This window comes from Paraburkholderia hiiakae, assembly GCF_904848665.1.
Lineage (GTDB): Bacteria > Pseudomonadota > Gammaproteobacteria > Burkholderiales > Burkholderiaceae > Paraburkholderia > Paraburkholderia hiiakae.
The window spans coordinates 94,172-111,796 of sequence record NZ_CAJHCQ010000014.1 but is presented as its reverse complement, the minus strand read 5'-3'; the positions used below and the strand labels follow the sequence as shown (position 1 = coordinate 111,796).

At 59.3% G+C, this 17,625-nt stretch carries 17 protein-coding genes; 14 read left to right on the top strand and 3 right to left on the bottom strand.

The window, feature by feature from the left end; genetic code table 11:
- The first annotated feature begins 480 nt into the window (after positions 1 to 480).
- From JMY28_RS24835 to JMY28_RS24825, 3 genes are all read left to right on the top strand, one after another.
- Positions 481 to 1,686 (top strand): ParA family protein, encoded by a 1,206-nt coding sequence (locus JMY28_RS24835; RefSeq protein WP_201698535.1) that lies wholly within the window; start codon positions 481 to 483, stop codon positions 1,684 to 1,686.
- Complete coding sequence (locus JMY28_RS24830) at positions 1,683 to 2,672, top strand: ParB/RepB/Spo0J family partition protein (RefSeq protein WP_201698534.1); 990 nt, start codon at positions 1,683 to 1,685, stop codon at positions 2,670 to 2,672. Before JMY28_RS24835 ends, JMY28_RS24830 begins: the two co-directional genes overlap by 4 nt.
- 116 nt (positions 2,673 to 2,788) lie before the next feature.
- Positions 2,789 to 3,814 carry an IS110 family RNA-guided transposase gene (locus tag JMY28_RS24825; RefSeq protein ID WP_201698533.1) on the top strand — a complete coding sequence of 342 codons (1,026 nt, stop codon included), beginning with the start codon at positions 2,789 to 2,791 and terminating at the stop codon, positions 3,812 to 3,814.
- A 1,236-nt stretch (positions 3,815 to 5,050) separates the two neighbouring features.
- On the opposite strand, the gene JMY28_RS39020 is transcribed toward JMY28_RS24825, so the two are convergent.
- Positions 5,051 to 5,188, bottom strand: a complete 138-nt coding sequence (locus tag JMY28_RS39020; RefSeq protein ID WP_236597027.1) for a hypothetical protein — start codon at positions 5,186 to 5,188, stop codon at positions 5,051 to 5,053.
- 235 nt (positions 5,189 to 5,423) lie between these two features.
- Positions 5,424 to 5,717 (bottom strand): CopG family transcriptional regulator, encoded by a 294-nt coding sequence (locus JMY28_RS24815; protein ID WP_236597026.1) that lies wholly within the window; start codon positions 5,715 to 5,717, stop codon positions 5,424 to 5,426.
- A gap of 655 nt (positions 5,718 to 6,372) precedes the next feature.
- Here JMY28_RS24815 and JMY28_RS24810 point away from each other — a divergent pair.
- From JMY28_RS24810 to pxpA, 4 genes are all read left to right on the top strand, one after another.
- On the top strand, positions 6,373 to 8,625 hold the full coding sequence (locus JMY28_RS24810; RefSeq protein ID WP_201698532.1) for a bifunctional diguanylate cyclase/phosphodiesterase: 2,253 nt from the start codon (positions 6,373 to 6,375) through the stop codon (positions 8,623 to 8,625).
- Entirely contained in the window at positions 8,625 to 9,665 is a 1,041-nt protein-coding gene (locus tag JMY28_RS24805) for a helix-turn-helix transcriptional regulator (RefSeq protein WP_201698531.1), read from the top strand. The genes JMY28_RS24810 and JMY28_RS24805 overlap by 1 nt, the downstream gene beginning before the upstream one ends.
- A gap of 223 nt (positions 9,666 to 9,888) precedes the next feature.
- Entirely contained in the window at positions 9,889 to 10,866 is a 978-nt protein-coding gene (dctP, locus tag JMY28_RS24800; RefSeq protein WP_201698530.1) for a TRAP transporter substrate-binding protein DctP, read from the top strand.
- 245 nt (positions 10,867 to 11,111) lie between these two features.
- On the top strand, positions 11,112 to 11,888 hold the full coding sequence (pxpA, locus tag JMY28_RS24795) for a 5-oxoprolinase subunit PxpA (RefSeq protein WP_201698652.1): 777 nt from the start codon (positions 11,112 to 11,114) through the stop codon (positions 11,886 to 11,888).
- 13 nt (positions 11,889 to 11,901) lie between these two features.
- On the opposite strand, the gene JMY28_RS24790 is transcribed toward pxpA, so the two are convergent.
- The gene (locus JMY28_RS24790; RefSeq protein WP_201698529.1) at positions 11,902 to 12,294 is read right to left on the bottom strand and encodes a helix-turn-helix domain-containing protein; all 393 of its coding nucleotides are present in this window, start codon (positions 12,292 to 12,294) and stop codon (positions 11,902 to 11,904) included.
- A 702-nt stretch (positions 12,295 to 12,996) separates the two neighbouring features.
- On the opposite strand from JMY28_RS24790, the gene JMY28_RS24785 reads away from it, so the two are divergent.
- From JMY28_RS24785 to JMY28_RS24755, 7 genes are read left to right on the top strand one after another with little or no spacing between them, the layout of a single operon-like run.
- Positions 12,997 to 13,209: a hypothetical protein gene (locus tag JMY28_RS24785; protein ID WP_201698528.1), complete on the top strand. Its 213-nt coding sequence runs from the start codon at positions 12,997 to 12,999 to the stop codon at positions 13,207 to 13,209.
- Positions 13,210 to 13,212: 3 nt separating this feature from the next.
- Positions 13,213 to 13,506 carry a hypothetical protein gene (locus JMY28_RS24780; RefSeq protein WP_201698527.1) on the top strand — a complete coding sequence of 98 codons (294 nt, stop codon included), beginning with the start codon at positions 13,213 to 13,215 and terminating at the stop codon, positions 13,504 to 13,506.
- 37 nt (positions 13,507 to 13,543) lie between these two features.
- The gene (locus JMY28_RS24775; RefSeq protein WP_201698526.1) at positions 13,544 to 14,215 is read left to right on the top strand and encodes a lytic transglycosylase domain-containing protein; all 672 of its coding nucleotides are present in this window, start codon (positions 13,544 to 13,546) and stop codon (positions 14,213 to 14,215) included.
- Positions 14,216 to 14,227: 12 nt separating this feature from the next.
- A complete protein-coding gene (locus JMY28_RS24770; protein WP_236597025.1) occupies positions 14,228 to 14,572 on the top strand; it encodes a hypothetical protein in 345 nt (114 codons plus the stop codon).
- A 6-nt stretch (positions 14,573 to 14,578) separates the two neighbouring features.
- On the top strand, positions 14,579 to 15,007 hold the full coding sequence (locus JMY28_RS24765) for a VirB3 family type IV secretion system protein (protein ID WP_201698525.1): 429 nt from the start codon (positions 14,579 to 14,581) through the stop codon (positions 15,005 to 15,007).
- Complete coding sequence (locus tag JMY28_RS24760; RefSeq protein ID WP_201698524.1) at positions 15,000 to 15,209, top strand: hypothetical protein; 210 nt, start codon at positions 15,000 to 15,002, stop codon at positions 15,207 to 15,209. Before JMY28_RS24765 ends, JMY28_RS24760 begins: the two co-directional genes overlap by 8 nt.
- A complete protein-coding gene (locus JMY28_RS24755; RefSeq protein WP_201698523.1) occupies positions 15,200 to 17,599 on the top strand; it encodes a VirB4 family type IV secretion/conjugal transfer ATPase in 2,400 nt (799 codons plus the stop codon). Before JMY28_RS24760 ends, JMY28_RS24755 begins: the two co-directional genes overlap by 10 nt.
- Positions 17,600 to 17,625: the final 26 nt, after the last annotated feature.

Genomic DNA, 17,625 nt, shown 5'->3' with positions numbered 1-17,625 from the left:
GATGGTGAGCATTTTTGTAGGCAAGTTGCAGTCGTCCCCGCGGTCAAAGCCGGTGCAACGCTTGTGTTATCGGCTGCCGGGAGACTTGCGACCAGGCTGCGCAGGAACTCTCCGGGGCAAAGGTGCTTCGCGTTGTGCGCCAAGGCGATGTGCCTGCGATTGGACGGTGAGAGAAATTGTTGAAAGTACGAGGAAAGGCACATCAATAGGCAGATTTCAACAATTCTTCTCACCTTCGTTCACCGCCTCCGCCACCGCCTCCTTCAGCGCATTTCAACAATTTCTCTCACCATGAAATTGCGAAATGCTTTCGGACGAGCCTCTAGCTCTGGCCCTTTCCCTGTGTCGTTCGATCGTTTTGTGTTGTTTTCCAAGGGGTTAGGAGGAAAATTTAAGAAACTGGCTTATTTGAGAGCGATTTTTTTAAAGTTTTCGAGTATTCTACGCTTCGTCCCGATTTCCGGTGAAAGTGTAAAAACTATGTCTAAAGCCGAATTTCCCGCTATCACACGCAAGGTTCCCCTCGCGAGGATCGCCAAATTTGCGAAAAAACTGGACGGGCTGACGGCTGAGCTGCGCGAGCAGATTCTCACGCCGAGGCCGCGAAAGGCGCCGCCAAACTTTACGACTGCCGAAGTGGCAGACCTGTGCGGCCTGGACCGAACTAAGCTTCACTACCAAGCGACACGGGAAGGAAGCGCGTTGCCGCCGGGCGTTGCGCACGGCACGGGCCGTAGCCGCCTGTTCACCTTGGCCGAGGCGCGTACCTACGTACAACAGTTGTCGGAAATCTATCAGTCGCCGCTCGTGACTGGTCGCGATGCCGACGGCAAGATTCTTCTGGTTGCCAACTTCAAGGGTGGGTCGACGAAGACCACGACGACGATGTGCATCTCGCAAGGGTTGTCGTTGCGCGGACGGAAAGTGCTCGTGGTTGACTTGGACCCGCAGGCCTCCCTGTCCGAACTCTGTGGACTCTATGCCGAGAACGAGGTCGACGAGGACTCGACCGTTCTGCCTTTTATCTATAACGAGGAGATGGAAGGCGGACTGGAATCTGCCATCAAGGAAACTTATTGGGACGGCTTGGATGTAATTCCCGCGCATCCATCGCTGTTCAGTGCTGAGTTCTTCATCCCCTCGATGCTTAAGACTCGGCCGAGCTATCAGTTTTGGGCAATCCTGCGGAAAGGCCTAGAGCCGCTGCGGAAGAAGTACGACTACATCATTCTGGACACAGCGCCCTCCCTCTCCTACCTCACATTGAACGCGTTGATGGCGGCTGATTCGATGGTGATGCCTTTGGTGCCGGAGAGCCTGGACTTCATCAGCTCGGTATCGTTCTGGGGGCTGTTTTCAGATATTGCCGCGAACTTCATGGAGAAGGAGTCAGACAAGGTCTACGATTTCATCTCCGTCATTTTGTCGAAGGTCGATACAAGCCCGACGTCGTCAGCACCCATCGTTCGCTCGTGGACACAACGCGCCTATGAAGACTGGCTGACCACGACCGAGATTCCGGCGAGTTCGGTGATGAGCAACGGCGCGCTTGCGCTTTCGACAGTGTTTGACCTCAGCAAATCCGACGGGGTCTCAAAGACGGTGCAGCGTGTGCGCCAACCGCTGGTTGAATACTGCAGGTGGATTGACAACATGTACGTCGACGAATGGAGTCTCGCGCAATGAGCAGTATTCGTGACCGTATGGCGCTACAAACCGCCAACCTACGGAAGACGTCCTCAATCTCTGATGATGAGATGGACGCGACTAAGCCCGTGGTTGAGAAGCCGAAGACAGGACCAGGGATGGCAGGGGCCTTGGCAGCCGCACAACTCAAAATTCAAGAGTTGGAAGCGAGTGGTGGGCAGGCAACGATTCCCGTTGCGGAGGTTGTGCCGAATCCATGGCAACCGCGGCGGATTTTCGTCGAGGCCGAGCTTTCGGATCTTGCCGAGTCTATTCGCGAAAAGGGGTTGGTTCAGCCGGTGGCGGTGCGGCGCGTTGAGTCCGGCTATCAGCTGGTTGCTGGTGAGCGGCGATTGCGTGCGCACAAAATCTTGGGCATGGAGCAAATCAAGGCCGTCATAGTCGAGTGCTCCGATGAGGATATGGTTGTTCTCGCGTTGGTAGAGAACATCGGGCGATCCAACCTAGCCGACTATGAAATTGCGATTTCGCTGCGTCGTGCGGAAGCAGAGTTTCCGAATCGAAAGCGGCTCGCTGAGTCCCTCGGTATGTCTCGCACTGGGCTTTATCAGTTTTTGGCGTTCGACAAGCTGCCTGATTTCATTAAGGAGCAATTGGACTTGCAGCCCGCGCTGCTTGGGTGCAACGCTGCAGAAGAAATTGTGTCGGCTATCAAGAAGCATGGCGCTGCCGGTTTGGCTGCGGCAAAGGATTTGTGGTCGGACGTTGTCAAAGGAGAAATTCTCCAGGGACGATATGCTGCCGCGATCGTAGCGCAGGCCACCCGTCAGGGTTCGAGAGCGGCGGCCCGCGAGCGGAGCATCGCGAAGTTCTTTTCGGGAAAGGAGCAGGCCGGGAGCATTACGAAGGACGTGAACTCGTTCACCGTCAAAATCAAGACCGGGTCGCTTAGCGAAGCTCAAGAGGCTCGAATCCGGCAACTTATCAGCGAGCTGTACAGGGAAGAACCAAGCGCGCAGCAGTAATCGAACTTATTGGACAGAAGCCCGCAATTTTGCGGGTTTTAATGGGATGGTCAGCCTGACCGAAACAGCCCGATCAGCTTACGCTGATCGGGCTGTTTCCTTTTTGGGAGATCGTCATGGACACTGTGTCATTGATCGGAATCGATCTTGGCAAGCATTGCTTCCATCTGCACGCGCAGGATGCGTCGGGCCGATTGGTGTTCCGCAAGAAGCTCACGCGCGGCCAGATGCTGACGTTGCTGGGTAACAGCCCCCGCTGCACGGTCGTGATGGAGGCGTGCGCCGGAGCACACTGGGTTGCACGACGGATTCAGTCTTTCGGGCATGAAGCCAAGCTGATTTCTCCCCAGTTCGTCAAACCCTTCCTGACCGGCAACAAGAACGACTTCGCCGATGCCCAGGCGATCTGCGAGGCGGCATCGCGTCCGAGCATGCGTTTCGTCAGTGCGCACAACGAGACACAGCAGACCCTCTCGGCGCTGCACCGCGTGCGCGAGGGGTTGGTGCGCGACCGCACCGGCACGGTCAACCAGATCCATGCGTTTCTGCTGGAGTTCGGCGTGAGCCTTCCCAAAGGGGCTGCCGTCATCCGCCGGCTGCCGGCGGTGCTCGCCAAACACGAGTTGCCGCCACGGCTGGTCGCGCTGCTCGAGCGGCTGCATGCCCACTTCAAGTACCTGGATGAACAGATTGATCAGCTGGAACGCGAGTTGCAGCTGCAACTCCGGGAGGACGAGCGCAGCCAGCGACTGCTGGAGATTCCGGGCATCGGCCCAATCACGGCCAGCGTACTCACAACTGAATTGGGCGATACCCGGCAGTTCGCGTCAGCGCGCCAGTTTGCGGCGTCGATCGGGTTGGTTCCACGCCAATACAGTACCGGCGGCAAGCCAACGTTACTGGGAATCAGCAAGCGGGGAGACAAGAATCTGAGACGTTTGCTGGTGCAGTGCGCGCGTACCATCATGCAACACGTCGAGCGGCGCAGCGACCGGTTGGGGGTGTGGGTCCGCAGCCTGTTGAGCCGGCGGCATGGCAACGTCGTGGCCTGCGCACTGGCCAATAAATTGGCGAGGATCGCCTGGGCCATCCTCGCCAGAGGGACGCGCTACCAAGGCGAACAGGCTGTTGCCGCAGCCTGACGCTCTGCGCCGCCTAGTTCCGGTTTTACCCAGTCACCTCCTGGTTTTGCGACGCGAGATACGTGAAGACATAAACGACTCAACGGCCGGGCAAACATCCTGAGACGTAAAAGAGCGTTAGACGCTGAGGTTTTTTTGAGGGTTGCCCGGCGCGGCTCTCATCATGGGGCGGGAATCTGTTCCGACAACGACCCCGGATAGATTTGCGCACGTCCAATTTATGCCCACACCACCTTGCTTGCAAAAATCAGGCTGACCATAGATTTTTCGTCCCCAAAGCGGGGCGCCCGTAACACTAGAACTAAAGTGTCCGCAATACGGGAAGTTGCAGGCAGCGCTCGGAGAGCGCGTGCCCGCGCCGCGAGGCTTCGATGCGCTGCACCCCCCATATAGCGCCACGACTTGGGCGACGTCGTGCTGTGTCAGTAGTACCGACACTTCGACCCTTCGTTGCGGCTTGCCCCGCATTGCACGTTATGCCTCGAGTGGACGCCGAGGTGTCAGTATTACTGACGCGCTGAACCTCCGAATAGCGCCACGGCTCGGGCGACGTCGTGATGTGTCAGTAGTACCGACACTATGGCGACCTGTGCATACGGCGCCTGCAGGTTAGGTGTTGCCTGAGTGAGAACAGGCTGAAACCAGGCCTGACGGTCTGGGAGATATTCCGTCGAATGGACCGTGTGGCGGAAGAACCCGCCAAGTAACTCGAAACGCCAATATCCATGGCCTCCAGTTAATCCCGTCATCCTGACTTGATGCCGCACTTGAGGTCGGTCGGTAGGCGCCCGCCTAGTACATCGCCGTCCGCCAAAAGCTAATACAAAGCGCCGCTGCTGCCCTCGCCGGCACGTCGTCCGCGACGCCATGCGGGCCCGTCGAGCGTCTGGCTTGCATATCAGAGACCTGCCGGGTCAGCGCACCGGCAACTTTGCATGATGTCGTTGAAACTGACCGGAGAAGGAGGTGCCGGCATTTACCGTGAGCCGTGGGGGCGATCTGCAAGTCGTTAGCAACCTGTTTTGCGCGGGGACGGCTGCGCGCAGCCAGCGGTCCGTGCGGCCGAGATGCCGCAGTACTGTCGTGCCCGCGGCGTGCGGGTGCGGGTGCGAATCGTTGTGTCGGCCGGGAAGTGATTGTTTGGCGTGAAGCAGGACATATCGTTTCATCAAGCCTCCGCGCCGGCATCAGCTAATGACTTCGAGGTGGCGCGCACCGTCCGGCACGTATCGACCATCAGCCGGCGACCGAAGCTGGCCAGGGCACCCCATTCAGGCGCGCGAGCGCGAGCAGATACGTGTCGGTCACCTGGTCGGTCGCGAGGCGGCTCGCGTCGACGTGTCCCCGATCGAGCAGGCTTAGGTCGTCGGACAAAAAGATGTGGCCAGGATGCGCGCAGCTTTCCGACGGGTGGGGCGACCGGGGCCGGCGTCTCCATTGTGTTCGGGTAGTGCGGGTTGCCTGATGACGCGCACCACGCCGTTTTCGGTCAACGGGCAGGTTGCCCACGCCGAGTGGCCGACCCGACCGAACCATTCGTGGGCAGCCTCGTGCTGTACGTGACCGGCGTCGAGCGGCGCGATCAGTACGTTGATATCAAGCAGATACGTCACCCGGGCGCCTTGTCGCGCATCTGGTTGCTGAGTTCGGGGACGGTACCGGTGGTGTGCGCATTTCGCACTACCGGCAGGCCGTTGCACGTGGTGGTTGCGACTGAGGGGCGCTGCAGCGCCGTTCGGGCGAGCTGCGAGATGACGCGGCCGATCGACACGTGCTCGCGGTTGACGCGCGCGAGGGCGAGCAAGTCGTCATCTATATCTAGGGTGGTTCGTATAGAGGGGCCCTCGATTGATATCCGGTTGTTTCGCACCGTCAGGATCGTCCTGTTCGCATCAAGCATCATTCAGGACTCCTTCCAACTTGGGCTGCGTTCGCCGGTAATCCGCGATGAACCGCAAAAAGCGGTTGTTGAGCTCCGCGCTAGGCGGCACCTTGCGAAACCCGATCGCGATGAGGGCTCAAGAAAACTAGGGAACCTTCAGGCGATAATAGGCCCAATCTGTCGTCGCCGTGAAACATTTCATGGCGCATGCTGTGTCGGCGAAACTCGTTGCCTGGCAAGGCTTGCGCAGTGATCCTCGCGGAATGTTTCACGAAAACAGGGTGTCGGCGTGTGGCCCGATCGCCATTTCGCCCCCTGCCTGGTGAGTGACAGCGCTTTTGTCCCCATTCACCTGCGCGTTGTAGCAAAAAGAACGTAATTTGTAGCGTTTCCGCGAGACCATGTGTGTGGTGCATGATCACTGGCTGTCGGTCTGCGGGAACTGCCGACGGGACGGCCGAACTTGCCGCGGCCATCACATGACCCACTTCGGCAGCGGAACATTGGCCAGCGCGCTCCGTCGTCAACGGTCCAGCCGGCTTGCCGGCGGAGTGGAAGACCGCGGGAGCACTTGATATCCATTTCACATAATGAGAAACAGTTTGTAACCGTTCCACGATTTGAACAGGTTCTTCCTCAGACTATTCGTGTCGTTGAAGTCTTGGGGGAACCAGCGATGGCCTTGTCGAAATCGCAGAGAGCTGCCTTGGCTCCTGGTCGTATGGCCGAAGTGTTGAGCGCCTACGCGGACCGCACTCTCACGTTCCCACTTGTCGCGCTGGTGTTAATTGCGACGATCTGGGCAGTTACGGTTCAACGTATTCACGACGAAGGTGAGCAGGCCCGTATTGCCGCGGCCGTCGCGAGTTCACAGCTGGCCAGCGCCTTCGCGGCGCACATTGCAAAAACTGTTCACGACGCCGACGTAGTCGTGCAGTGGGTCAAGTATGAGTACGAGCGCTCGCCGGCGACATTTTCGCTCTCCGACTACAAGCAGCGAGGGCTTGTCTCTGCCGATACGGCGTTACAGGTAACGATCGTCGACGCGGCCGGACAGGTTGTGCAAACAACGACGCCGGACGCGCGCGCCGTGAACCTATCAGATCGGCTGCACTTCCGGGTTCATGAGAAAGGGAACATCGGGCTGTACATCAGCCAGCCAGTGCTCGGACGCGTTTCGTCACACTGGACCCTTCAGTTCACCCGCCGACTCAATCATCTTGACGGTTCATTCGCAGGGGTGGTCGTTGTCTCAGAAGATCCAAATTTTCTGACTGACGGGTTCTACAACCTTGATGGCCTTGGCCTCCACGGGATGCTGGCTGTGCTGTCCGACAACGGCTATTTGCTATCGCGACTGGCCGGTGGGGAGCCCGCGTCGCCCAATGGGCCGCCCGCCTCGGTCTATTCGGCAATGACCGGAGCGAAGGGAAAGGTTGTTAAGGATCCCGTGGATGGCGTTCAGCGTGTAGTTTCATATCGCCATCTGTCTGGGTATCCCGTCTCAGTAGTCGCGGGCGTTTCGGCCGAAGACGCACTGGCTCCGTATCGCCGAGCCAAGGTGCTCTACTGTGTGATCGCCTCCTTTTTGAGCCTGTCGCTTTTGGCTGCTGCTGCTTGGCAGGTGGTAGTGACCCGTCGATTTCGGAAACTGGCCGAGACGGACTCACTAACTGGGCTGCCGAATCGGCACCTCATGCTGCAAACGGCGCGCCGATGGATGCGCAATGAAGAACCAGGCATGGTAGGGCTCCTGTACGTCGACCTGGATAACTTCAAGGCCATCAACGATACGTTGGGACATAAGGGTGGGGACGACCTGTTGCGTAACGTTGCCTTTCGTCTTCAAGAGTGTGCGGCTTCAGAAGATTTGCTGGCGCGGATAGGTGGCGACGAGTTCGCGTACGTCCTGCGAGGTGAGCACGCACTCGTGCACGCCGAACGGACAGCTGTCGATATCATTCAAGCGTTCAAACGTGTATTCGTCATGCGTGGGCAGGACTACACCGTCAACGTCAGCATCGGCATTGCCTTGCATACCGATCCGGATGACAGCGAGTTTGGACTACTGTCGAAAGCAGACTTGGCGATGTATGCGGCCAAAGAACGTGGTCGCCCGGGCGAGGAAAGTCGGTTTCATATCTATACCCGTGACCTTTCTGATCGCGCGCTATCGCTGATCGAGCGACAGCAAGCGTTGCAATACGCAATCATCAATCGTGAATTTTTTGTGCTCTATCAACCGATTGTTAGCGTCGAAGGTACGCTACGCGGCGTCGAGGCGCTTGTCCGATGGAGGCATCCGCAGAAGGGCGTATTGAAGCCTGACCAGTTCATCCCGCTCGCGGAGTCCTCCAGTCTGATAGTGCAGCTTGGTGAATACGTCTTGCGGCAGGCGTGCCGCGAGTTCCAGGCCTGGCAGGAAGCGAGCGTCAACCGGCTCTTTCTGTCAGTCAATGTGTCGCCAGTGCAACTCGCCAGGGGAGGGTTGGCGCATACCATCAAGGAATGCCTTAACGAAAATCTGATGGATCCCGATCTACTGCAGCTCGAGATAACCGAAACGGCGGTGCTTTCCGGAAGCCGCGAACTGCGATCACGGCTTCAAGATATTCGCCGACTGGGCGTGAAGGTTGTGCTGGATGATTTTGGCACCGGTCAATCATCGCTTTCGCATTTGACCTCGCAAACTGTCGACGGTATCAAGGTCGACCGGCAATTCACCGAGGCAGCGCCGGATCAGAAGATGGCCACAGCCCTGGTTGAAAATCTTGTTCGGCTTGCACGGGACGTCGGGCTATCACTGGTGGTTGAAGGTGTCGAGACCCGGGAGCAGGCGGCATGGTTATCGCGCTTCAAGGACGTGTCACTTCAGGGATACCTTTGTGGTCGTCCGGCGCCGATCACTGAACTTAAGGTAGGTCAGTAATGTTCGGCTCGGTGGTCGAAAAGTTGCCCAATGCTCGCGCGAACGTCGTGTATCAACGACGTGAGAGGGGCGGGTCGGATAGCGTCATTTTGCGACTGCGGGATTATGGCGAGGGACGCTTGATCCTCGAGCGGGTGATCTCCCGTCCGGATGATGTGAGTCTTACGCTACTTCTACCGCTGCGCGGCGAGCGGGCGCTACAGGAATTTTCGGGCGCTGACCCGTGGGGCGACATTCTCGCGCCGGCCTACGATGCGATCAAGAGTGCGTGCCTACAGACGCTCAATGGGAGGAAGCGCCCGACACGGCGCATTCGATCCGTGAGCGTCGACGATGTGCTGGAAAGCATTTCTGCCTGCACCAATGAATACGATCTGGCAGCGCTGCTGGATGACCTTTCCAGTTCGCTTGGTGCCGAACAATACTGCATCACCTGGATCGATTTCGATAGTCGTGGCGACAGGGCGGAGCATCGGTATCTCGTCGGATGCGATCCTGCCTGGATGCAGAAGTACATCTATCGATCGGGCTACATGAATGACCCACTGCTCGAATATGCGAAGCGAAACGCATCTCCGGTAACGACATCTGATCTTCAAAACGGAGTGACAGAACACTGGTTACTTCAGGAAGCGCAGGGCCATGGTTTGTACAGCATGCTCACGTGTCCAGTGCACGAGCCCGCGAGATCGACATTAACAATTCTGCAGGCAGCTGTCGGGGCGAACAGCGCGGATGGCGATGGGATCCTTTCGCGTAATCAGAACAGGTGGCGTAGCGCCGCTGGTGCCCTGTCGGACTGGCGGCTGAATCAGCTGCGCGAGTTTGCAGCACAGTTTCAGCTCGTTGGTGAGGAGTTGACCGTTTTGCGTGCCCTATTGCATTGGAAGGACAGCTCTGCAGAGACGATCGCTACCGCACTGGATATGCGTGCGCGCCACGTCAGGCAGGTCGTATACCCAAGAATTACTCGAAAAATGGGTGTCTCTCACATCAAGGAAGCCGTAGCACTTGCCTTTAAATGCGGATTGATTAACTAAACAATTGGTCGCGCATATAGGGCTATCATATTTTTCAGACGTTGGGAATAGAAAATAGAAAGTGGAATTTACGCAGGCTTGTCGGCTAAATTGACTTCAAGTTTGCGAGCCGCTCCTTCTATTCCTGACGATGAAAGCTACGATTCTCGCTCGATCCGTTTGCTTCACGGTAGCGTGCCTGCTGGTCGCTGGTGAGTCACGCGCAGCTCTCGGAGATAAGCACGTGTACTGGTCGATGGTCACGTCATACCCTGAGGACACCGTATCAGGCCACGGTCTTCGCTCGTTCGCCGAACACGTCGCAAAGGAAACGCAAGGTTACATAGCGCCGCAGATCCAGTATCGGACGAGCAGGCGCGCGGCACAGCTGGTCGACGACGTACGAGCGGGCGGTGTCGACGCAGCGGACATCTTCGGTGGCAATCTGGCCACGCTCGATCCGCTGTTCGAACTGTCAACGTTGCCATTTCTGGCGCGTAGCGAAGCGGACGCGAAAACATTGACGTGCATTGCGGAGCCAGCCTATCGTCGCGCGCTTGCGAAAGCCGGTTTGCATTTGCTGGTGGTGTCGCCCTGGCCGCCCACGGGTCTCTGGTCGCTCACGCCTCTCAAGAGCGCGAGCGATATCACGCATCTGAAAGTTCGTACCTATGACGAGACGTCGGCGACCGTGCTGGGCAACGTGGGTGCACAGGCGGCCAGTTTGCCTATGGAGCAGGTCAAGTCGTTAGTCGGCGAGGGTGGTATCAATGCAGTGCTGTCTTCCGGGGATGGATCGGTCGGTGACACCCTCGCCGGCATACTTCCGAATTTCGCTGCAGTTCGATACGCCTTCCCGGTTTCGTTTCTTGTGATGAGCGAGAGTCGCTTCAAAGTGCTGTCGGCTCAGCGGCAGCGGCAAATCACAGCTGCTGCTCGTGGTGTGCAGAGTGCGGAATGGCAGGCACTTCCTGAACGGATGGTGACCGACTATGCGCACATGAAGAATAACGGCGTGGTCATCGAGGATCCGATTTCGGCAGATCTGCGCGCGACGCTGCAGAACGAAGGTCGGGCTAGGGCGCGCGAGTGGCTAGGTAGGGTGGGGCCAGCTGGTCAGGCCATTCTTGATGCCTACATTAATCATCAGACTGCTCCGGCCGACACTAGGTGCCGATCGGGATTGGTGGAATCCCTCGACGCGGCGGCCTGGGATGATTAAACGATCCAGGATTGCTTTCGTTGTCGCCGCAGCGGAGACATATGCACTGGCCGTCGTAATCGGAACGGTCCGCGACGCCGGAGCGCATTCGACGTTTTCAAGGATCAGTGGGGCTCCTACATCTACGAGGGCGTTATATGAAGGGAAACGAAGTGTGCCCCTCGAGGAATGGGGTGCTTGGTGATGATGCGACTTCAATTGATACGCACTTCGAACTTACTGTGCCTGTTGATGTGGAGGTGCAAATGAATGAAAAGTCAATCGATCTGAACGTCGATCTCGGCGAAGGGTTTGTGCATGACTTCGAGCTGATTAAGATCGCGAGTTCGGTCAACATCGCCTGCGGCTGGCATGCTGGCGACCCGCTGACGATGCGACGGGTCACGACAGAGGCGATTCGACAAGGCGTCGCAATTGGAGCGCACCCGAGTTTTCCTGATCGCGAGAACTTCGGCCGTGCACCGATGTACCTACCGGCTGACGAAGTTTATGCCGGCGTGCAGTATCAAGTGGGTGCGTTGGCGGCTGTCGTGGCGGGCCTCAACGGCCGCCTGGTGCATGTGAAGCCCCATGGGGCACTCTACAACATGGCTGAAGTAAATGACGAGCTCGCCTTCGCGATCGTGCAGGCGATAAAAGACTACGACCCGGGGCTGCTTATCTACGGACTCGCTGGTGGTCTGCTCGTCCGCCTGGCCCGTGAAGAGGGATTGCTTGCAGTTGACGAAGGCTTTGCTGATCGCGCATACACCCCGGAAGGCAAGCTTGTACCGCGATCGCAGGCGAATGCCGTGTTGGAAAGCGATGTAGCGGCGTGTCAGCAGGCGCTGGGCATGGTGCGTGATGGCCGGATCAAGGCAATTGATGGCCGCTGCATCAAAATTCAGCCAGGGACACTGTGCCTTCACGGCGACGGTGCCCATGCTGTGGCGTTTGCGAACCAGATCGGCGATGCCTTACGCGACGCCGGCATCGCTGTCAGGGCGCCGCAGACTACGCCGCAGGTTTCGGAGCACGCTTGAGAATCGAGGCCGTCTAAAAGGCGAGATCGATTGCTTTCTTGACGAGCAACTGATCGACCTGACCGGAGTCGGCCGCACTTTGGTAAATGAGGGCGACCAGTTTGGATTTTTTCTCTGCGTCGATTGGACGCTTTTCAAGTGCGGTATCGACCGAGACGAGGACGCGGCACAGCATATGTTCATCGACAGCACCGCGGCGCATCACACGGGTCCCCGTCACCAGGTAGAGGACGTCAAAGCCGCGCTGAGCGAGAGCCGCCAGATACCCGACATCGGGCAGACGCACGCCCTGTTCGTAGTTGAATTGCGCACGACGACTGGCACCGGAAATTGCATGCATCTCGCCTTGGGAGAGTCCGAGCCGTTCGCGTTCCGCAAGAAGTCGCGAGCCAAAGGTTTCTGGCATAAATGTTCTTAAAATTGACAAGTGGCACAAACGTGCCTATATTCTGCAGATGTGATCAAACTTGCTCAGTATAGAGGCGCTTGAATGGCACTCAAAATCCTGGAAGAGGTTCGGGATGAATTCGATCGATGCGGCGTCCCGGTATCAAGCTGAGGGAATCAACGCAGACGCCGCCCAATCTATCGTAAGCGGAGTGTTGCAGGAACGCTCAAAGGCAAATGAGGACATGCTCATTGTGCGGCCGCCCGTATCTGACGCAGTACCACCGGAAAGGGAGGGGTAGGCGACGGTGAGCGACTAAAGCGGCGACTTCAAGCGGGCTTCGTTGCTGAAGTTGACGGCACAAGCTACGGTCTGCGCATCGCGGCAAACGCGCACGACCTTAGCTGTTGCCATTGAGTGATCTCTATCGAAGGAGCGTGCAGTGCAAATCTTCAGTCGCTTTATATATAAAGCATTCCTAATTGTATGATATGGACACCTGAGTGAGTCCGATGCGCCAATCGCGATGCTGTGCGCAGCCCATCCGTATGCGTATCACACGTCGAAATCGCAACTCGCCGCTTCTTCGACCAGCCAATGCACGAGTTGGCCTGTCGCGGCTTCGTTCGTGCGTGTGACGCTGGGCAGGAGAGATAGCAGGAAGGGCTCCCCGGGCCGATGGCGTGCCAGTGGGAACTGACCACATCGGAGGGCACGGAAATGGGCACAGTTTTTTGGTTGGTTCAAAAGGGCGTGTGCGCACTGCTGCTGTTCGTGGTGGTGACGTCGTTCCTTGGCTTCGCGTACTGGTTGGTTGAGCGGCATTCATCGTCGCGCGAGCTGTTTGCGGTGGCGATCGTGGGTTTGGGTTGGGCCGCGATCGGCTGCGTGGCCTATAGGCGCGGTTGGCCGCGCGAGAAGCGGGGAGGGTGAGCCATGCAAGACCTCTTTGGATTTCGTCTTGCAAAACGGGCCGCAATTGGCCTGTTGCAGCTGGGCGTGCTCGCCGATTGGGGCTGCGGCGGTCTGGGCTGGCTTCTCGAACACTACGTACGCTGGGTCGTCCAGCGGATGCAGGGGCCGTCACTATCGGCCATTGTGCCGGACGCTCTCGACCTGGGCGTGGGCGGTACGGCCGCAATGCGAGTGACGCCCCAGTTGCCTGCGGTCGCGGTTGCCATCGCCGAAGGCGTAGCGCATCGGCTCAGGCGCGACCGAGACGCCGCATGAAAACCCACCTCGCGTTTGGGCCCGCAACGGAGCGGTCATGATGCCAGTCGACTTCGCGATGCTCGCACAGCAATGCGCCCCGGCCGTCTATCCGACCACCCTGCAGGCGCTCGTCAAGGCCGAATCCGGCTTCAATCCCTTCGCCATCGGCGTGGTCGGCGGCCACCTGGTGCGCCAACCGCGCAACCGCGACGAGGCGGTGGCGACCGTGCGTGCGCTTGAGGCGGCTGGCTGGAACTACAGCATGGGCTTGGCCCAGGTCAATCGCGCGAACCTGCGGGTCTATGGCCTTACCCCTGAAACCGCGTTCGATCCGTGCGCGAACCTGCGCGCGGGCGGCGCCATCCTCACCGACTGCTACACCCGCGCGGCCGCCGGCGGACGCGTGCCGCAGGATGCCGTGCGTGCGGCGCTTAGCTGCTACTACAGCGGCAATTTCACGCGCGGCTTCAAACCGGATGTGGGTGGCACGAGTTATGTCCAGCGCGTGGCTGCGAACGTGCCCGATAGCGAAGCCAGCGCTGCGGTCGTGCCGCCGATCGCCGTCGTACCGGAGGGCAAGACACCCGTTGTGCACACGGCATCGCGCGCGGCAGTGCAGCCGGCCCGCGTGCGGCGGGCCGATGATTCAGTGAGCACCGACACCGGGGCCGACCACGCCCAACCGGTCAATCACCATCCAGCCTGGGACGCCCTGGGCGATTTTTGACGGAGCAGGCAGATGAAGACGATTCTTCTCGAACCCTTGACCGGCCGTGCCGCGGCTTTGGTGCGTTTGCGTGGCAGGAGTGCCGGGCGCATCGGCGCCGTGGTCATGTCCATGGCCGCCCGCGGAGCCCGGGCGGGCGGTGGCCTAGCAGCGGGCACGTCAGCGGCCAACACCTTCACGCTATGGTTTTACGGATTCTGTGGCGTGATGGCTGGTTCGTATCTGCTGTGGGTTGGGGTCCAGTGCTGGTCCAATAAGGCCGACTGGATTCATGACTTCGGTGGCGGCATCGCGAAGGTGGCCGGCGTGGGTTCGGCACTCGTGCTCGCCGGCTGGGCGTTCGGACTCTTCGCCTGAATCACCATGGAAGACGAACGCACGCTGTACCCCTCCTACGCGGGTCTGAACCGTACCGCGATGATCGGCGGTGTCCCGATGTTTCCGGCGCTGATCATCGGCTGCACATCGCTGATCACAAGTATGGTCGGCGGCTTCGTGCTTGGGCCTGGCGGCCTGTTGATCGGCTCGGCTGGCGTGCCCGTCTTCCTGTTTTTCCGGCATGTCTGCGAGACAGATGACCAGGCACTGCGCCTGACGTGGCTGGAATTTCGCTGCTGGCTGGATCGCCGCCGCGTGTCGGTATTCGGCAAGACGTACACGCTCGCACCGATGCACTACGGCCGCGACCAGGACGTGTACACCCGCGCGTTCGCGCGTGGCCGGGACTTTGAGCGCTTTGAGGCGCTGCGTCATCGCCTGCTTACGCAGGCAGAGGAGGACGAAGATGAATGACCGCAAGCCTGCGCACGATCCTGCGTTGTCATCAGATGGCGCTGACAGTGCGTGCCCGCCTATTGTGGGCTTCGCCATGACGGCTCTTGCTCCCGGTTCGGGCAAGACAATGTATGCCGTGTTTCGCCGGCTCGCGGAGGAGCGCCGCCGCATTCGCGGCGCGGACGACACGCCGTACGCGGGAGACGAAGCATGCGCGTGACCAACGAACTGAACCGGCTCGTTTCGTCCGCGGAGGACAAGCTGCCGCGCATCGGCCGTCCGGTGTCGGAAACGGCGACGAGCGTCGACAACGGCGGCGCCTTCTTGGTGATGCGCGTGAACGGTGTACCGTTCGAATCGGTGAGCCGTGGAGAGATCGAAGCACGCTACGACAGCTGGAACCGTCAGCTGGCCGCGATGACGCTCGAGAAAGGCAGCCGCCTGTCGCTGTGGACCACGTTTCGCCGGCGCAACATCTCGTTTGGCGACGAGTATCGTTTCTACAATCCGTTCATCCAGCAGGCCGTCGACAAATACCTGCAGCGCTTCCGCAGGCACGATCACTTCGAGAACAGCTTCTACATCACCGCGATCCTGCAGGGCGACGATCTGGACGAGACGGTGCGCGAGCTCGAGGAGCTGGGCGAGGGGCTGATGAAAGCCCTCGTTGCCTACGATCCTCAACTGCTCGAAACATACGGGCACAACGGCATCCTGTTCTCGGAGGCGTATCAGTTCATCGGCGAGCTCGTGAATGGCGTCGATGAGCGTGTGCCGGTCACGCACGCAACCGGACGCGACCTGATCCAGACGTCGCACCTGCACTTCCACTACGACACGGTTGAAATTCGCACCGATCGCTCAACCCGGTTCGCGGTCTGTTACGACCTGAAGGATTTCCCGAAGGCCGGCTGGGGGCAGACGAATCCGCTGCTGTCTCTGCCCGTCGAATTCACCCTCACGCAGAGCCTGGGCTGTCTGAGCACAGCCGAAGCGATGAAGGCGATCGAAGACCAGATCAATCACCTGCGGTCGGTCGAAGACAAGGCGAAGCACCAGATCAACGAACTGGGAGATGCGGTGGCGCTGATCGCCGGTCGGGATCTCGCATTCGGCGACTATCACGGTGCGCTCGTCGTGTACGGCGACACGCCAGAGAAGGCCATCAGCAACGGCGCGTACGTAACAAGTCGGGCGCTGAACGATTGCGGTTTCAAGTTCGTGAAGGCGACGGCATCGGCACCGTTCACGTACATGAGTCAGGTGCCGGGATTCAGGACGAAGCCGCGGCCGATGCCGAAATCCACCCGCAGTCTCGCGTCGTCGTTTTCGATGCATACCTATTCGGCCGGCAAGGCACGCGGCAATCCGCTCGGCGACGGCTCGGCCCTCATGCCGGTGCAGACCGTCGCGAAGAGCCTGTTCAGCCTGAACTGTCACGCTTCGCGCCTGGATGAGGATAGCGTGGGTGAGAAGGTTGCCGGCCACACGCTCATTCTCGGCTCGACTGGCACGGGCAAGACCACCCTCGAGACGATGCTGCTCGCCTTCCTCGAGCGGTTCGACCCGAAGATCTTCGCGCTCGACCTCGATCAGGGTCTGCGGATCTTCCTCGAGGAGATGGGCGCTGTTTACTACACGCTGCGCGAAGGCGAGCCGACCGGTCTTGCGCCGTTTGGCCTGCCCGAGACGAAGCGCAACCTCGCGCACCTTTACGACCTGGTGGGTGCCTGCTGCCGCGACGAGAACGGCAAGCTCAGTGCTGATGACCAGCGGCAGATCAAGCACGCGGTCGACACCGTCATGAAGCTGGAGAACATCGAGCACAGGACGTTCAGCCGCCTGCTGGAGTCGATTCCGGATACGAGCGACGAGAACGGCCTGTGGGTACGTCTGAGCCAGTGGTGTGGCGCAACCAACGGTCGATTCGCATGGGCGCTGGACAACGTACCGGATGCGCTGACGAACATTACCGACGTGCGCCGGATCGGTTACGACGTCACTGACTTCCTGAAGAAAGACTATGCGGCCACGGAGCCGGTGCTTGCACACCTGCTGTACCTCAAGGACCAGATGCAGAAGAGGGGCGGCCTGCTCGCGACGGTGATTGCCGAATTCTGGCTGCCGGCCAGCTACCCCACCACGCAGGAGCTGATCCGCAAGTCACTCAAGACGGGCCGCAAGGCAGACGAATTCCTGATCCTAGATTCGCAGTCGCCGGAGGACGCAATCCAGTGTCCGGTTTTCGCTGAGATCCGCGACCTGACGGCGACAAAGATCTATCTGCCGAATCCGGACGCGACGCACGACGGTTACAAGCTCCTGAACCTGACCGACCGCGAATTCGACACGCTCAAGAGGCTGTCGAAGGAGTCTCGTACGTTCCTGATCAAGCAGAGCAACCAGTCGGCGTTTGCAACACTGGACCTGGGCGGCATGAACGACGAGATCGCGGTGCTTTCCAGCAGTCTGGACAACGTTGCGATCTGGGAAGAATGCACGCGCGACGCACATGGCGACACGGACCTGCGAATGCAGCTGTTCCAGGCACGCCGCAAGGGCAAACGCGATCGCAAGCACGAGGCCGAACTTGTTGAGGAAACCGAATGACGACGACACACGATCTTCACCTTTCG

Bases quoted from the DNA above. Each gene is read 5' to 3' on its own strand.
- JMY28_RS24775 (WP_201698526.1), top strand. From the start codon at position 13,544: ATGATGCCAGTCGACTTCGCGATGCTCGCACAGCAATGCGCCCCGGCC.
- JMY28_RS24780 (WP_201698527.1), top strand. From the start codon at position 13,213: ATGCAAGACCTCTTTGGATTTCGTCTTGCAAAACGGGCCGCAATTGGC.
- JMY28_RS24785 (WP_201698528.1), top strand. From the start codon at position 12,997: ATGGGCACAGTTTTTTGGTTGGTTCAAAAGGGCGTGTGCGCACTGCTG.
- JMY28_RS24835 (WP_201698535.1), top strand. From the start codon at position 481: ATGTCTAAAGCCGAATTTCCCGCTATCACACGCAAGGTTCCCCTCGCG.
- JMY28_RS24770 (WP_236597025.1), top strand. From the start codon at position 14,228: ATGAAGACGATTCTTCTCGAACCCTTGACCGGCCGTGCCGCGGCTTTG.
- JMY28_RS24790 (WP_201698529.1), bottom strand. From the start codon at position 12,294: ATGCCAGAAACCTTTGGCTCGCGACTTCTTGCGGAACGCGAACGGCTC.
- JMY28_RS24760 (WP_201698524.1), top strand. From the start codon at position 15,000: ATGAATGACCGCAAGCCTGCGCACGATCCTGCGTTGTCATCAGATGGC.
- JMY28_RS24765 (WP_201698525.1), top strand. From the start codon at position 14,579: ATGGAAGACGAACGCACGCTGTACCCCTCCTACGCGGGTCTGAACCGT.
- JMY28_RS24830 (WP_201698534.1), top strand. From the start codon at position 1,683: ATGAGCAGTATTCGTGACCGTATGGCGCTACAAACCGCCAACCTACGG.
- JMY28_RS24805 (WP_201698531.1), top strand. From the start codon at position 8,625: ATGTTCGGCTCGGTGGTCGAAAAGTTGCCCAATGCTCGCGCGAACGTC.
- JMY28_RS24755 (WP_201698523.1), top strand. From the start codon at position 15,200: ATGCGCGTGACCAACGAACTGAACCGGCTCGTTTCGTCCGCGGAGGAC.
- pxpA (WP_201698652.1), top strand. From the start codon at position 11,112: ATGAATGAAAAGTCAATCGATCTGAACGTCGATCTCGGCGAAGGGTTT.
- JMY28_RS24810 (WP_201698532.1), top strand. From the start codon at position 6,373: ATGGCCTTGTCGAAATCGCAGAGAGCTGCCTTGGCTCCTGGTCGTATG.
- JMY28_RS24825 (WP_201698533.1), top strand. From the start codon at position 2,789: ATGGACACTGTGTCATTGATCGGAATCGATCTTGGCAAGCATTGCTTC.
- JMY28_RS24815 (WP_236597026.1), bottom strand. From the start codon at position 5,717: ATGATGCTTGATGCGAACAGGACGATCCTGACGGTGCGAAACAACCGG.